Source organism: Lentzea chajnantorensis (assembly GCF_054300775.1).
The window spans coordinates 7,121,705-7,136,806 of sequence record NZ_JBSDZT010000002.1 but is presented as its reverse complement, the minus strand read 5'-3'; the positions used below and the strand labels follow the sequence as shown (position 1 = coordinate 7,136,806).

14 protein-coding genes are annotated in these 15,102 nt (G+C 71.4%); 8 read left to right on the top strand and 6 right to left on the bottom strand.

Annotation, left to right across the window (positions count from 1 at the left end; all coding sequences use genetic code 11):
• Positions 1–9: 9 nt before the first annotated feature.
• On the bottom strand, positions 10–1,473 hold the full coding sequence (locus ACVDFE_RS34230; protein ID WP_458433387.1) for an oligosaccharide flippase family protein: 1,464 nt from the start codon (positions 1,471–1,473) through the stop codon (positions 10–12).
• 245 nt (positions 1,474–1,718) lie between these two features.
• Here ACVDFE_RS34230 and ACVDFE_RS34225 point away from each other — a divergent pair, with 245 nt between their 5' ends.
• Complete coding sequence (locus ACVDFE_RS34225) at positions 1,719–2,666, top strand: right-handed parallel beta-helix repeat-containing protein (protein WP_360386834.1); 948 nt, start codon at positions 1,719–1,721, stop codon at positions 2,664–2,666.
• Positions 2,667–2,683: 17 nt separating this feature from the next.
• On the opposite strand, the gene ACVDFE_RS34220 is transcribed toward ACVDFE_RS34225, so the two are convergent.
• Both ACVDFE_RS34220 and ACVDFE_RS34215 read right to left on the bottom strand, forming a co-directional pair.
• On the bottom strand, positions 2,684–4,066 hold the full coding sequence (locus tag ACVDFE_RS34220; RefSeq protein ID WP_360386837.1) for an O-antigen ligase family protein: 1,383 nt from the start codon (positions 4,064–4,066) through the stop codon (positions 2,684–2,686).
• A 4-nt stretch (positions 4,067–4,070) separates the two neighbouring features.
• Entirely contained in the window at positions 4,071–4,841 is a 771-nt protein-coding gene (locus ACVDFE_RS34215; protein ID WP_360386839.1) for a GumC domain-containing protein, read from the bottom strand.
• A gap of 76 nt (positions 4,842–4,917) precedes the next feature.
• Between ACVDFE_RS34215 and ACVDFE_RS34210 the strand changes: the two genes are divergently transcribed.
• The 3 genes from ACVDFE_RS34210 to ACVDFE_RS34200 are packed head-to-tail and all read left to right on the top strand — an operon-like array spanning position 4,918 to position 8,333.
• Positions 4,918–6,063, top strand: a complete 1,146-nt coding sequence (locus ACVDFE_RS34210) for a glycosyltransferase family 4 protein (RefSeq protein ID WP_458433386.1) — start codon at positions 4,918–4,920, stop codon at positions 6,061–6,063.
• Positions 6,064–6,090: 27 nt separating this feature from the next.
• Positions 6,091–7,356 carry an MFS transporter gene (locus tag ACVDFE_RS34205; protein WP_458433385.1) on the top strand — a complete coding sequence of 422 codons (1,266 nt, stop codon included), beginning with the start codon at positions 6,091–6,093 and terminating at the stop codon, positions 7,354–7,356.
• Positions 7,353–8,333 (top strand): hypothetical protein, encoded by a 981-nt coding sequence (locus ACVDFE_RS34200; RefSeq protein ID WP_458433384.1) that lies wholly within the window; start codon positions 7,353–7,355, stop codon positions 8,331–8,333. Before ACVDFE_RS34205 ends, ACVDFE_RS34200 begins: the two co-directional genes overlap by 4 nt.
• Before the next feature lie 31 nt (positions 8,334–8,364).
• On the opposite strand, the gene ACVDFE_RS34195 is transcribed toward ACVDFE_RS34200, so the two are convergent.
• Positions 8,365–9,081, bottom strand: coding sequence for a polysaccharide deacetylase family protein (locus tag ACVDFE_RS34195; RefSeq protein ID WP_458433383.1), 717 nt, complete (start codon positions 9,079–9,081; stop codon positions 8,365–8,367).
• 44 nt (positions 9,082–9,125) lie between these two features.
• Between ACVDFE_RS34195 and ACVDFE_RS34190 the strand changes: the two genes are divergently transcribed.
• The 4 genes from ACVDFE_RS34190 (at position 9,126) to ACVDFE_RS34175 (ending at position 13,589) form a co-directional block, all read left to right on the top strand.
• Positions 9,126–10,076, top strand: coding sequence for a glycosyltransferase family 2 protein (locus ACVDFE_RS34190; protein WP_458433382.1), 951 nt, complete (start codon positions 9,126–9,128; stop codon positions 10,074–10,076).
• Positions 10,073–10,900 carry a glycosyltransferase gene (locus ACVDFE_RS34185; protein WP_458433381.1) on the top strand — a complete coding sequence of 276 codons (828 nt, stop codon included), beginning with the start codon at positions 10,073–10,075 and terminating at the stop codon, positions 10,898–10,900. Before ACVDFE_RS34190 ends, ACVDFE_RS34185 begins: the two co-directional genes overlap by 4 nt.
• Before the next feature lie 65 nt (positions 10,901–10,965).
• Positions 10,966–12,294 carry a glycosyltransferase family 4 protein gene (locus ACVDFE_RS34180; protein WP_458433380.1) on the top strand — a complete coding sequence of 443 codons (1,329 nt, stop codon included), beginning with the start codon at positions 10,966–10,968 and terminating at the stop codon, positions 12,292–12,294.
• On the top strand, positions 12,294–13,589 hold the full coding sequence (locus ACVDFE_RS34175) for a UDP-glucose dehydrogenase family protein (protein ID WP_360386859.1): 1,296 nt from the start codon (positions 12,294–12,296) through the stop codon (positions 13,587–13,589). Before ACVDFE_RS34180 ends, ACVDFE_RS34175 begins: the two co-directional genes overlap by 1 nt.
• Positions 13,590–13,604: 15 nt before the next feature.
• Here ACVDFE_RS34175 and ACVDFE_RS34170 read toward each other — a convergent pair whose 3' ends face one another.
• On the bottom strand, positions 13,605–14,228 hold the full coding sequence (locus ACVDFE_RS34170; protein WP_458433379.1) for a PIG-L deacetylase family protein: 624 nt from the start codon (positions 14,226–14,228) through the stop codon (positions 13,605–13,607).
• 99 nt (positions 14,229–14,327) lie between these two features.
• Complete coding sequence (locus ACVDFE_RS34165) at positions 14,328–15,095, bottom strand: enoyl-CoA hydratase/isomerase family protein (protein ID WP_360386865.1); 768 nt, start codon at positions 15,093–15,095, stop codon at positions 14,328–14,330.
• Positions 15,096–15,102 lie beyond the last annotated feature (7 nt).

The following is a 15,102-nucleotide window of genomic DNA, read 5'->3' as shown; positions in this document are numbered from 1 at the left end:
CGGGAGCGGTCAGCCGAGGTGTCTGACGAGGTTGCGCAGCGGCCACACGACGGCCAGGTGGACGGCACCGCCGAGGCCCGCGCCGAGCAGCAGCTGGAGGACCGACGGTTCGGTGAGCCACCGGACGACCAGCACCACCGCGGCCAGCAGCGCGCAGCCGAGCGCCGGCCGTGCGACCGCCGCGAGCAGCACGCGCAGGCGCACGCCGGTGCGGGTCACGGCGAGCGTGTACGCGGGCAGCACCAGGAACACCGCGATCAGCGCGTGCATCGCCGACACCCCGCGGATGCCGTCCCACATCGCCCCCAGCGGCAGCAGCGCGACCAGCACCACGAGCCAGCCCGCCTGCAACCACATCGTGCGGGAGGGCAGGTTCAGCGCGACGAGGTAGTCGTAGGCGAGCTCGGTGACCACCCGCACGATCGCGAGCACCACCAGGAACTGCAACGCGGCGGCCGACCCGGCCCAGTTGTGCCCGTACAGCGTCGTCACCGTCGGCAGCGCCAGCAGGCCCAGCAGCGCGCACACCGGCAACGCGCCGGCCATCAGCAGCGTCGTGAACCTGGCCAGCAGCGCCTCGCGTTCGGCCGGCGAGTCCTGCACGCGGGCGAACGCGGCCAGCGACACCCGGCGGATCACCACCGAGAACATGTTCACCGGCCAGCTCGACAGGTTGAACGCCTGCAGGTACAGGCCCAGCGCCACCGCGCCGAGCAGCGAGCCGGTGATCACGAAGTGCACGTTCAGCATCGCGAACACGAGCAGGCTCGCCCCGGCCAGCGGCAGGCCGAACGTCATCAGCTCACGGGCCTGCCTGCGGTCGAAACCGGGCTTCGGCCACAGCGCGACGAGCCGGAACAACAGGATGGCCGACAGCGCGTTGCCGACGAGCCTGCCCCACGCGAGGCTCCACGCCCCGTGGTCGGCCAGCGCCAGCGCCACGGTCACCCCGGTCGTGAGCACCAGGTTCGACATGTCGACCGCGAGCCGGGCGCCCTGGCGGAACTCGCGGTTGGTGAACTGCGCGGCCGCGGCCGTCGCGCCGTCGATCAGCACCGACAGGCACAGCAGCCGCACCACACCGGTCGCGTCGGGTGCCCCCAGCGCCTCGGAGAACGCGGGCGCGGCGAACCAGCACAGGGCGTAGAGCAGGCCGCTGGACGCGATGGAGATCGTCGTGACGGTCGGCGCGATCTCCCTCGGGTCGCCGGGCCAGCGCACCAGTGCCAGGCTGACGCCGAGCTCGTTGATCGCGAGCAGAGCCCCGAGAGCGACCAGCGCGACCGCGAAGACACCGAAGTCCTCCGGCACGAGAACCCGCGCGAGGAGGATTCCTGTGAGCAGTGTTCCAATTTTGCCGAACACCGTGTTCAGGAAGCTCAAGCCGAGTGCGCGGCGGACCTTTCCGCCTGAAGTGGATTTCGCCAGGTGGTCGGCGTCTTTTGTGGTGGTGATCGGTTCTTCGCCGGTCATGCGTACTCCCCGCGCAACGGGTCATCAATTATTCCTATGGCTCGGGAAATTGGTTGCGGGGGTTTGGCAACCGCCGGGCCATGGGGTAAGAAGTGCCGTGCTGCCGCGAAGTCGCGGTTGGACGGACGTGGGTGACATTGGTCGGTGTCCGCCGTGTACTGCACAATGATCACGCGAAGGAATTCTTCATGAGAACTGCCCGTGATAGGGCCGTGACCTGTGGGAACAATGGTCGGCCGGCACGGTTGTCCGTTGTTGTGGTGATCGCGGCCGCGCTGGCGCTCGCCGGCTGCAAGGCCGGAGCGGGAGCGGAGGAGGGCGACCCCACCGGTGCCGCGCCGACGTCCACCGAGACGTCCTCGCCGGCCCCGGCCAGCTCCAGCAGCGCCGCACCCAGCAGCACCCAGTCGTCGGTCGCGCCGCCGCTGCCGACGACCACGACGCCCAAGCCCCCGTCGACCCCCACACCGCCCGCCGCGGGGGGCTGGCCCGGTCCCGACAACACCGGCTGGGCGCACACCGGCGTCAAGCTCGCCCCGCTGCCCTGCAAGGGCGGCGAGTACCTGATCGACAAGGCCGGCACGGTCATCGACGGCAAGCAGATCCCCTGCTCGGTGCGCGTCACCGCGAACGACGTCAAGATCACCCGCAGCCAGGTCAGGGCGACCGGCCAGTGGGGCGTCTACCTCGTGGACAAGTTCACCCGGCTCACCGTGCAGGACGTCGAGATCATCGGCTCCGACGACTGCGAGTACGGCGTCGGCTACGGGGGCGTCACCTCGGTGCGCATCAACATCAGCGGCTGCTCGGACGGCGTGAAGATGGACACCGGCGCGAGCCTGGTCGACTCGTGGATCCACGACCTGAGCAAGGGTCCCGGCGACCACAACGACGGCATCCAGATCACCGGTGGCTCCAACATCACCATCCGCCACAACCGGATCGAGAACCCGAAGAACCAGACGTCGGCGATCCTCGTCGGCGGTGAGTTCGGCTCGCCGTCGAACATCCTGATCGCGAACAACTTCCTCAACGGCGGCAACTACACGATCTACCTCGACCCCAAGGGCACCAACCGGGTCATCCGCGACAACGTCTTCACGAAGGGCTTCGTCTACGGCCCTGCCCGGCTCGACGGCCAGGTCGAGTGGGTGAACAACACCTACGAGGACGGGTCGGCCGTCAAGAACTGACCGGCTCGCGGCAGCGCTCACGGCGACGTCCCCTCCCGCACAGCGCGGGAAGGGGACGTCGCCGTCTGCGGCAGCGGAGGCACCGGCGCCGAGGCCATCGTCGCGGCCGCGGCCTTCTGCATCCGCAGCAGCGCGCCGGCGCACCCGAGCAGCACGAACATCAGCCCGCTCGCGATCTTGAACGCGAACGTGTCGTACGTGGCGCTGGAGACGCCGAGCATCGCGATGCAGGCGAGCAGCGACTGGCACAGGTCCCGCACGTGCGGGTCGGTGCTCAGCCGCCGGGCCGCCGCTGCCGCGTAGATGCCGGCGATGAACAGGAACAGGAACGCGAGCATGCCGACGAGGCCGTTCTCCACCAGCGAGCCGAGGTACTGGTTGTCGATCGGCCCGTACCTGGTGGGCAGGTAGGTGCCGAACCCGCGGCCCAGCCACAGGTTCTGCTCGATCGTGGCCTCGGTGCTCGCGTAGTCGTCGGTGCGGCCCTGGATGCTCGGGTCGTTGGAGATGTTGCGGAACAGGCTCAGCAGCGTGCCGACCAGGCCGGGCACGAACGCGCGCAGCACCGTCAGGAAGCCCAGTGCGGCGAGGATCGTGTGCAGCTGCTGCTTGGCGGGCCACGTCGGCAGCAGGATGATGCCCGCCACCAGCAGGCCCAGGATCGCCGAGCGGGACAGCGACACGACCGCGCCCATCGCGAGCATCAGCACGCAGAACCACCAGCGGCGGCTGGGTTGCCTGCGCTTCTTCGTGCGGAACGCGTAGTGCGCGGCCAGCGGCACGGCGAGACCGCACACGACGCCGAACTCGATGGGGTGGCCCGCCGTTCCGCCGGGGCGGCGGAACGCGGCACGGGCCAGCACGGCCTCACCGGTGCCGACCGAGCGCAGGCCCGGCACCATCGCCATGTACTTGGTGAGGTCGAAGCCGGTGAAGAACTGCATCATGCCGATGACCGCCATGATCGTGCAGGCGATCACCACGAACTTCAGCACCCTGTCGAGGCGGTCCAGGGTGCGGACGCCGTCGATGATCAGCAGACCGGCCGCCATCAGCGAGACGATCGTGACGAAGCTCAGGTCGGCCGACTTCAGCTCGTCGTAGGGCATGTGCCGCAGGGTCACGTACCCGTAGGTCGCGATCTGCGACGAGGCGAAGAGGAAGATCGCGGTGCGGACACCGCTGCGCCCCTTCGCCATGCCGAGGTTGTCGACCATCTGCGCGCACAGCCAGCACATGCCGAGGCCGAAGCCCAGCAGCATCGACGGCCGGATGTCGAGCGGGATGCCGGCGAGCACCAGCCGGGACGGCACGAGCACCAGCACGGCGATGTAGACCACCGAGAGGGTGGCGCCGTCGGTGCGGGTGAGCGTGCGGGGGTGGACGGGTGTTCTCGGCATCGGCTCAGCCCGGCCGGGCGATGCGCACCGTCGGGTTCGCCTCGTTGGAGAGCTTGTGGTGCTGGGGCGCGGCCGGGGTGGCGCGCCGCTCGCCCTCGTCGGACGGCCACTTCGGGTCGTCCGGCTTCCTGGGCTCCGGTTTGCGCGCCTCGGGCTTCTTGCGGCGCAGCATGAAGCTCTCGATCATGTACGCCGATGTGAGGCTCGCCGCGAGGCCCAGCGCGAGTGCCGCGCCCGCCGCCCGCAGCTTGCCGCCGACGAGCAGTGTCGCCTCGGTCGGCGCGACGACGGTCTCGACGTTGATGAACGTCGACTCCGGCGCGCCGAGCTTGCGCTGCCGCTCGACGAGCTCCTGGCTCAGCCGCTTGAACGCCCCGTCCACGGTGGCGCGCGCGGCCTCCGGGGTCGGCGCCTTGCAGACGACCTGGACGAAGGGACCGCGCAGACCGCCGTCGCCCGCCTCGCACTCGATGTCCGGGTTGTTCCGGGTCAGCTGCGCGTAGACCGCCGGGTCGAGCAGCACCTGGGTCAGCAGCTGCGCCGTGGTCGTGAGGCTCGCGTCGAACGCCAGCAACGGGTTGATGATCCCGGAGGGCTTCGACGGGTCGAGCGTGGCGCCGGCCTTCGGCACCGTCAGCAGGTCCGTGCCGGTCGACTCGTACTCCGGCGGCACCGATGCGAACACGACCCCCGCACCACCGAGGGACAGCAACAGCACGGGCAGAGCGACGTACCACCGGCGGAGGAGGACCTTGATGGTCTTCCAGAAATCCATGCTCACCTCAAGTCGCGGGGCAGTCGCCTGTACGAAACGGTAATCGCGTCGCCCCGCCTCCCCGTTACCCGCCGCTATGGTGTGCCCCATGCGCCTCGGATTCGCCTGCGCGTGGGACCCCCGTCCGGAAGGGACGTGGTCGCACACCCCCTGGAACCTCAGAAACGCGTTGCGCCAGCGTATCGAGGTCGTCGACGTCGGGTTGACCTACCCCGGGGCGGTGCGCGCCGCCTTCAAGGCCGTCAACGCCCGGCGCGTCGACGGCCGCTGGGTGTCGATGTGGAAGCACTCCGCTCTCGCACGCCGTTACGGGGAGCGGAGCCTCGACCGGAGCCTGCGCGCCAACCCGTGCGACGTGGTGCTGCAGATCCAGGACCTCGCACCGGTCAGCGCGCCGTTCCTCATCCTCCAGGACCTGAGCTACGACGTGCTTTTCGACCACATGGACGAGAACGGGCGACTTGTCCACTTCCCGTCGCTGGCACGCGGTGACCTGGAACGGCTTCGCGACCGCCAGCGCGGGATGTACGAGCGCGCCGCCGGGGTCGTGGCGATGAGCCGGTGGTTCGCCGACCACCTGGTGAACGTCTCGGGTGTGCCACGTGAACGGGTGCACGTCGTGAACCCCGGCGCGTCGGCCGCGTGGACCGGTCAGGAGGTGCCCGCGGAGGTGCGGCAGCGCCGGGTCGACGGACCACGGCGGCGGCTTCTCCTGGTCGGCAAGGACTTCTTCACCAAGAACGGCCCGCAGGTGCTCGGCGCCGTCGCCCGGCTGCGGGCCGAGGTCGACCCCGGGATCACGCTCACGGTCGTCGGCCCCGCCCAGTGGCCGCTGCCGGGGGAGGTCCCGCCGGGTGTGACGTTCCTCGGGCGCCAGCCGATCGACGCGATGGCGGGCATCTACGACGACCACGACGTGTTCGTCATGCCGTCGCGCTTCGAGGGCTTCGGCATCGCGCTCGTCGAGGCGCTGGCCCGCGGCCTGCCGTGCGTGGCCCGCAAGGCCTTCGCCATGCCCGAGATCGTGGAGGACGGCCGTAACGGCGCCCTCGTCGCAACCGATGACCCAGCAGAGCTGGCTGGCGCTGTCGCACGCCTGCTCGCGGATGACACCGTGTTCACGCGAACGGCCGCCGAGGCGGCTGCCGTTCGCGAGCACTACTCGTGGGAACGCGCAGCTGACGAGGTTGTCGCGGTCGCGCGGCAGGTGGTCCGCACCTAGGTTCCCGCAGCGGAGGAGAGACGCTCGATGTACCTGGCCTCCGCGCGCACCAAGCCGGTCGAGGCGGCCGGCGGCACCGGCGTCGCCGGGAAGGTGCCCGGCACGGTCGTCGCACTGGGCGCTGTGAGCCTCCTCACCGACGTGTCCGCGGAGATGGTCACCGCGTTCATGCCGGTTTACGTGCTCTACGTCCTGCAGCTCGGGTATGTCCAGTTCGGACTGCTCGACGGTTTGTACAGCGGTGCCACCGTCCTTCTCCGGTTGGTCGGCGGCCACCTGGGTGACCGGCTGGGCAAGTACCGGGCGGTGGCGCTGGCGGGGTACGGGATCTCGGCACTGTCCAAACTGCTCTTCCCGTTCGCCGGCGCCTCGACCGCCGCGATCGGTGCCGTCGTGGCCACGGACCGCGCGGGCAAGGGCCTGCGCACCGCGCCGCGCGACGCGCTGATCTCCCTGGCCACCCCGGCGCCCGTGCTGGGCAGGGCGTTCGGCCTGCACCGGGCGATGGACACGTTCGGCGCGATGCTCGGCCCGCTGGTGACGTTCCTCATCATGATCCAGCTCGGCGCCGACCCGAGCCTGGTCTTCGGCGTGAGCTTCTGCTTCGCGCTGGTCGGCGTGATCGTGCTGGTGACGTTCGTGCCCGGCCCGCCGCGCACCGCCGTCGCCGCGCCCCGGCCGGAGATCCGCTGGCGTGATGGCCTGCACCTGTTGCGCGACAAGAGGTTCCGCGGCGCGTCGGTCGCGGCCACCGTGCTCGGGTTCGCCACGATCAGCGACGCGTTCGTCTTCGTCGTGCTGCAGAAGACCGCCGGGGTGCCGACGAGCCTGCTGCCGTTGCTGCCGCTGGGCACCGCGCTGGTGTTCCTGCTGGCCGCGCTGCCGCTGGGGCGCGTGGCCGACCGGTTCGGCCGCTGGCGGATGTTCGCCGTCGGCCACGTCGCGTTGCTGGGCGTGTACGCGCTGCTCGTCCTCGGCGGTCGCGGAATTGCGGTGGTGTGCCTGGTCCTGCTGCTGCACGGCCTCTTCTACGCCGCTACCGACGGTGTGCTGATGGCGCACGGAGCGGAGCTGGTGCCCGAGTCGATCAGGGCGAGCGGGCTCGCGATCCTGCAGACCGGCCAGGCCGTCGCCCGGCTGCTCTCGTCCGTCCTCTTCGGAGTGTTGTTGACCTTCCTCGGCATGCGCTGGGCCGTGCTCGTGGCCGCCGTCGCGCTCCTCGCCGCACTCGGGACCGCGCTGGTCCTCACCGGCCGCGGCCGCACCGGCGCCGACGCGGAGGTGGCGGCGTGACCGCGCTCGCCCGGCACCGCGTCGCCATCGGCATCGCCGCCATCGTGCTGGTGCTGCTCGGCGGCGGCGGGTTCGTCGCCTGGACCGTGGCCAAGCGCGACGACGCGCGGGCGAGCGCCGCGCCGCCGGTGCAGGGCGGACTGCTGTTCGTCGACCTGGAGAGCTACGACGGCCAGGTCGACCAGGTCGCGCTCGCCGACCCCGGCGGCAAGCGCACCCCGACCGCGCTGCGGTGCCAGCGGGTCTACGTGGCCGCGGGGACGACGGTCTGCCTGCGGCTCGCGGGCATCGGGCCGTCCTACGAGGCCGCCGTCCTGGACGCGGACGGCGAGGTGCTCCGCACGGTCGCGCTGCCGGGCACGCCGAGCCGGGCGCGGGTCTCCCAGTCGGGCAAGGTGGTCTCCTGGACGACGTTCGTCACCGGCGACTCCTACTCCGTGCCGGGCGGCTTCTCCACCAGGACCGGTGTGCTGGACCTGGCCTCCGGCACGCTCGTCGAGTCGCTGGAGACCTTCCGGTCCACCGTCGGCGGCCAGGTCATGACCGCCGCGGACATCAACTTCTGGGGCGTCACGGTCGCCCAGGACGACCGCACGTTCTACGCGACGATGGCCACGGCCGGCCGCACGTGGCTGATGAAGGGCGACCTGGTCGCGCGGACGATGACCGACGTCCGGCAGACCGCCGAGTGCCCGTCGCTGTCACCGGACGGCACGAAGGTCGCCTACAAGAAGCGGACCTCGCGCACCGGGCCGTGGCGGCTCGCGGTGGCCGACCTGCGCACGAACGCCGAGACCGTCATCGAGGGCACGACCGGCATCGACGACCAGGCCACGTGGCTGGACGGCGACACCCTGGCCTACGCCGCGACGAACGGTGACGAGAAGCGTTCGTCGATCTACGAGGTGCGCGCGGACGGGTCCACCGCGCCGAAGGTGCTGATCACCGCCGCCGCCTCCCCGGTGCCCGTGCGGTAGCCCCTGGCGCCCTCGGCGGTGAGGTTCACCGTCAGGAGCGGAACCAGGCCCGCTTCACCGGCCGGCCGTGCGCGAGGGCGTCGCGCAGCGAGACGCCCTTCAGGCCGCGCTCGGCCAGACCGGTACACACCAGCCGGGCGAGCTCGCCGCGGTCGAACGTCGGCGCGGGACCGTCGTCGACGCCGTCCTCCGGTCCCGCGTAGCCGTCGTGCATCAGCACGACCGCTCCACTGTGGACCTCCCGCAGCGTCCGCTCGGCGATCGTGGCGGCCGGGTCGTCCTCCCAGTCGAACGCCGCCACGTCCCACACCACGGAGTCCATGCCGGTGGCGCGGATCGCCGCGTACGTCGCCGGCCGCTGCGCGCCGTACGGGGGGCGGAACCAGCGCACCTCGGTGCCGAGGACGTCCTCCAGGAAGTGCTTGCCGTCGGCCGTGCGGGCGCGCACCTCCTTGGGTGCCAGTGTGGTGAGGCGCACGTGGTCGACGCCGTGCAGCGCGATCTCGTGGCCCGCGGCCTGCACCTCGGCGAGCAGTCCCGGGTGCTTGCGCGCCCGGCCCGTCAACACGAAGAACGTTGCCGTGCAACCGGAGTTCGCCAAGGATTCCAGCACCCGTTCGGTCGCGCCCGGCTGCGGCCCGTCGTCGTAGGTGAGCACGACGTGCGGTTGCGGCGAAGAGACCTGTCGCACTGAGCCGATCGGAGCAGTGAGCGGCAGGACGAGGCGCCGGGCGAGGCGACGGATCATGCCGTCACTGTAACGACTCCAGACGGGCTCTCGATCCAGTTGACATGACGAGTGGCTCCGACCTGGTGAGTCTGTCGATCTTGATGGTGTCCTACAACGCCGCCGACCACCTCGAAGCCACGTTGCGTTCGCTGCAGGGGTCTGCGGCGCCGTCGGACCCGTTCGAGGTCCTGGTGACGGACAACGGTTCCGCGGACGGCGCGGCCGAGGTGGCCGAGCGGTTGCTGGGCACCGGCGCGGTCGAGCGCATGCACCGCAACACCGGCTTCGGCTTCGCGGTCAACCGCACGGCGAAACGCGCCAGGGGCGACTACTTCCTGTTGCTGAACCCGGACGCGCACCCGAGGCCGGGCGCGATCGACGCGGCGCTGGCGGTGCTGCGGGCACGGCCGCGCACGGGCATCGTCGGTGGGCGCTGCGTCACACCCGACGGGGAGCTCGACCCGCGCAGCTGCTTCGGCCGCATCACCGCCTGGAGCCTCACGAGCGGCATGCTCGGCCTGTCCAGCGCCTTCCGCGGCTCCGCGTTCTTCGACCCCGAGTCGCTGGGCGGCTGGCAGCGCGACGACCAGCGGCCGGTCGACGTCATCAGCGGCGGGTTCCTGCTGATCTCCCGCGAGACCTGGGAACGGCTCGGCGGGTTCGACGAGACCTACCGGATCTACGGCGAGGACCAGGACCTCTGCCTGCGCGCCGCCGCACTCGGCTTCTCGCCGTGCATCGCACCGGCCGCGGAGTTCGAGCACGCCGTCGGCGCCTCCTCCGCGCACCGGGTGAACCGCGACGTGCTGGTGCTCACCGGCCGGGCGACGGTCGTGCAGCGCCACGTGCCGGCGCGGCGGTACGGGCTCTTCGCGCTGCGGGCGGGCGTGGCGTTGCGCGCCGCGGCCGAACGGGTGCTGCGCAGGGGTCCGCGCTGGAGCGAGGTGTGGCGCCGCCGCGCGGAATGGGCCGGCGGCTGGGGCGCCCGCACCGACGTGGCGGGGTCCGCGTGACGCGGCCGGTCGCCGGTGTGGTCATCCCGGCGCACAACGAGGAACGCGGCATCGCGCGGTCGCTGTCCTTGCTGGGCGGGGAGTTCGACGTCGTCGTCGTGGCCAACGCGTGCACCGACGCCACCGCCGACGTGGCCCGCGCGGCGGGCGTGAAGGTCGTGGAGACCCCGGTGGCGGGCAAGGTGCACGCGCTCGCCCTGGGTGACGAGGTGTGCGCCACGTTCCCGCGGGTGTACCTGGACGCGGACGTCGACCTGACCGCCGAGTCGTTGCGCGCCATGGTGTTCGAGCTCACCTCCGACGACACGGCCCTCGCGTGCGCGCCGGTGCCCGAGCTCGACCTCACCGGCTGCTCCCGCGTCGCCGCGGGTTTCCACCGCACCATCGCGCGGCTGCTCGCCCAGCGCCGCGGGCTGTCCGGCACCGGCGCCTACATGGTCACCGAACGCGGTCACGCCCGGATCTTCCCGATGCCCGACGTCGTCAACGACGACGGGTACGTGCAGCGCAGGTTCTCCTTGGCGGAGAAGAAGATCGTCCCGTCGGCGCGTGCGGTCGTGCGCCCGGCCAGGACGGTGGGGGCGCTGGTGCGCCGCCGGGCCAGGGTGCGGCTGGGCAACCGGCAGCTGGACGCGCTCGGTCACACCGGCCACGAGCCGCCGCTCGCCCTGGGGCAGCTGCGCGGCCTGGTCCGGTCGCGCGAGGTCGCACGACTCGACGCGCTGTGCTTCCTGTCGGTGCTCGCCGTGGAGAAGGTGCTCGCCCGCTGGCGCCACCTGACCGGTGTGACCGGCGAATGGTCCACCGACCGCACCACGAGGTAACGCACACCCGTTGGTGGAACGACTACCTGAGCGTTGGCCCGGTCCCCCGGTGAGAGGTCTTAGCTGTGAGCGCACCGCACGTGTTGATCATCGTGCAGAACCTGCCCGTGCCGTTGGATCGGCGGGTGTGGCTCGAATGCCGTGCGCTGACAGCGGCCGGCTACGAGGTGTCGGTCATCTGCCCCAAGGGACCGGGTGACCCCGCCTACCAGCTCCTCGACGGGGTGCACCTCCACAAGTACGCCCCGCCACCGCAGGCGGAGGGTGCTCTCGGCTACGCCTGGGAGTTCCTCTACTGCTGGGCGCGCACCGCGGTGCTGAGCGTGAAGGTGCGCATGCGCCGCCGGTTCGACGTGATGCAGGCGTGCAACCCGCCGGACACGTACTGGGCGCTCGCGCTGCTGTGGCGGCTCGGTGGCGTGAAGTTCGTCTTCGACCACCACGACCTCAACCCCGAGGTCTTCCTGTCCCGCTTCGGCGAGCCGGCCGGGTTCGCAGGCAAGCTGCAGTACCGGGTCCTGAAGTGGCTGGAGCGGCGCACGTTCCGCACGGCCGACCGGGTGACCTCGACCAACACCTCGTACCAGAAGATCGCGTGGACCCGCGGTGACGTGCCGCCCGAGCGCACGACGGTGGTGCGTTCGGGCCCGGACACGACGGTCATGCGGCCGGTCGAGGGCGTGGACGAGCTGCGCCGCGGCGGCAAGCACCTGGTCGCCTACCTGGGCATCATGGGCCCGCAGGACGGTGTCGACGGCGTGCTGGAGGTGGCCCGCAGGGTCGTGTTCGACCACGGCCGCAGCGACGTCCGGTTCGCCCTGCTCGGCTTCGGCGACTGCCTGGAGGACCTGCGGAAGCAGTCCGCGGCCTGGGGTCTCGACCCGTACGTCGAGTTCACCGGCCGGGTCGGTCCCGAGCAGATCACCCGCTACCTGTCCACGGCCGCCGTGGGACTGGGGCCGGACCCGTTGTCGCCGCTGAACGACGTGTCCACCATGAACAAGACCATGGAGTACATGGCCTACGCGCTGCCGGTGCTGTCCTACCGGCTGACCGAGACCGTGGTGTCGGCGGGCGACTGCGCCGTCTACGTCGAGCCGGGTGACGTGGAGGCGTTCACGTCGGCGCTGCTCGACCTGCTCGACGACGCGGAGCGCCGCGGCCGGCTCGGCTTCGAGGGCCGCCGCCGCTGCGAGGCCGAGCTCGACTGGCGCCCGCAGGCTGAGGCGTACGTCTCGGTCTTCGACGGACTCACCGGATTCGTGTCGCGCGGGCCCTTCCCGGACGGTAGACCTGACCTGGCCGCCGGTACCGACCAGTGGGGCAACAAGATGATCGACGTGAGCGACGACGCCGTTCTCCGCGCGTTCGCCGTGAACCGAACGGGAGAATGATGTTCGTCAGAAGGATCGCTGTCGTCGGCACCGGCTACGTCGGCCTGACCACCGGTGCGTGTCTCGCGTCACTGGGGCACCGCGTGGTGTGCGCGGACGTCGACGAGGCCAAGGTCGAACGGCTCTCGCGCGGCGAGGTCGACATCCTCGAACCCGGTCTCGCGGACCTGGTGAGCGGCGGCCTGGCCTCTGGCCGGCTCTCGTTCGTCGTCGGCGCGTCGGCCGCGGTGGCCGACGCCGAGGTCGTGTTCCTCTGCGTGCCGACGCCGATGGGCGTGGGCGGCATCGCGGACCTGCAGGCCGTCGAGTCCGTTGTGGACGAGACCCGCGACCTGCTGCCGTCGGGCTGCGTGATCGTGAACAAGTCGACGGTGCCGGTGGGCACCGCGGTCCGCACGGCCGAGCTGCTGCGCCGCGACGACGTGGCCGTCGTGTCGAACCCGGAGTTCCTGCGCGAGGGCTCCGCCGTGCACGACTTCCTGAACCCGGACCGCATCGTCGTCGGCTGCGACCAGCAGGACGCGGCCGAGCGCGTGGCCGCCCTGTACGCCCGCCTGGGTGCGCCGACCGTGCTGACCGACGCGGCCTCCGCCGAGCTGGTCAAGTACGCGGCGAACTGCTTCCTCGCGATGAAGCTCTCGTACGTCAACGCGGTCGCGGAGCTGTGCGAACGGCTCGGCGCGAACATCACCGACGTGACCGAGGGCATGGGCTACGACAAGCGCATCGGCCAGTCGTTCCTCTCGCCCGGTCCCGGCTGGGGCGGCTCCTGCCTGCCCAAGGACACGCACGCGATGCTCCAGGCCGCGGACGCCGCTGACTTCGAGTTCCGGCTGCTGCGCGCCACGATCGACACCAACGAGCGCCAGCGCACCCGGATGGTCGAGAAGGTCCGCTTGGCGGTCACCGGCAAGCGCGGCGGCTCCCTCTCGCACGTCCGCCTGGGCCTGCTCGGACTCACGTTCAAGGCGGGCACCGACGACCTGCGCGACTCGCCGGCCCTGGCCGTGGCGGCGCTGCTCAAGCAGGCCGGTGCCGAGCTCGTGGGCTACGACCCGGCACTGAGCGGCGGCACCGACCTCGGTGCGGTGTCCGTTGTGGACGACGCCTACCAGGCGGCGAAGGACGTCGACGCGCTCGTGGTGCTCACCGAGTGGCCGGACTTCCGCTCGCTCGACTGGGCCCGCCTCGCCGAGACGGTCCGCCAGCCGGTGGTCGTCGACACCCGCAACATCCTCGACCCGGACGTCATCCGCAGGGCGGGCTTCACCTGCACGTCCCTCGGCCGCCGCTGAGGTCCTCCCCGGAACTCAGCGCGGCAGGTCCGGCCCGCAGTTCGTCACGCCGGCGAACAGGTCGGTCTCCGGCAGCGGGGCGTTCGTGGTGTCCAGGTCGCGGAAGTAGTGCTCCTGGACCGCGAGCGCCCCTTCCGCGTACCGCCCCGGGTAGCACTGCACGGCCTTGCGCTTCACGTCGGCCACGTCGTCGATGTCGATCGTCGTCGCACCCCCGCCGGCGGTGAGGTAGAGCTTGGCGGGGATGCCGGTGCGGTAGACCGCCGACTTCGCCACCCGGACCGCGTGCACGTGGTCGCGGTGAGCGCCGTGGTGCGTGACCACGACCTGCGGCCGGTAGCGCTCGACCAGCGCCGCGACCCGGCCGGCGGCGATGTTCACCGGGATGGCGCAGAACCCGCCCTGCCCCACCTCACCGTCCTCACCGGAGTCGAGGTAGCCGAGCGCCTCCAGGTCCGTGACGCCCAGTACGTCGGCAGCGGCCTGCAGCTCCGGGTTCTGCGCAGGGCCGGTGCAGGTGACCAGGACCGTGCGGACGCCCTGGCGGGAGTACAGCGCCAGCGCGCCGCCGGTGGTCGCCGACTCGTCACCGGAGTGGGCGTGCAGGACGAGGAGGGTGCGCGGTACGGGTAAGTGCACGCCGGGGAACGTACCCGAGGACCGGGTCGTGGCCCGGTCGCCGCGCTGGAGCGCTGTTCCCGGAGCCCTGCCCGGACTCCGGCTCCACCGCGACCCGCGTCAGCGGCCGATGAACGTCGCCCTGCCCGGCCCGTCGGTCAGGAAGCTGTGCACGGCGTTCGGCAGGTCCTCGGTGTCGAACAGGGCCGCCGCGATCGTCGTCACGTGCGCGTCGGCCTCCGGGACGCCGCCGTGTTCGAAGTGGGCGAGCACCTGCTTCGTCGCCGCGTGCGCCTGGGTCGGGCCCACGGCCAGGCCGTGCGCGAACCGTTCGGCGGCCAGCGCGAAGCCCTCGTCGGGCAGGACGCGGTTGACGACGTTCCAGCGCTCCAGCGTCTCGGCGGAGTACAGGTCGCCGGTCATGACGAGCTCCTTGGCGCGGCCGACACCGGCGCGGGCGGCCAGGCGCTGGGTGCCGCCCATCGTCGGGGTGAGGCCGACGACCTTCTCGACCAGGCCGAAGCGGGCGCTCTCTGCGGCGAGGACCAGGTCGCAGGCCACCGCCAGCTCGAAGGCCCAGGTGAGGCACAGGGAGTGGGCGGCGAAGACGGTGGGGATCGGCAGCGCGGCCAGGCGCTGGGGGAGCAGCATCATGCGGTCGAACAGGGCCTGGGCGTCGGAGCGGTACTCCTGGGCGGCGAACAGGGAGACGTCCACGCCGCCGGAGACGACCCTGCCGGCCGCGTTGACCAGCAGGCAGCGGGCGTCGCCCAGTTCGTCGAGGGCGTCGTGGAACTCGGCGTCCAGCTCCAGGGTGTAGAGGTTGAGCGGGGGTGCGTCGATCGTGATGATCGCGAGCTCGTGCTGACGGGTCAGGTGGATCTTCACGGGTGCA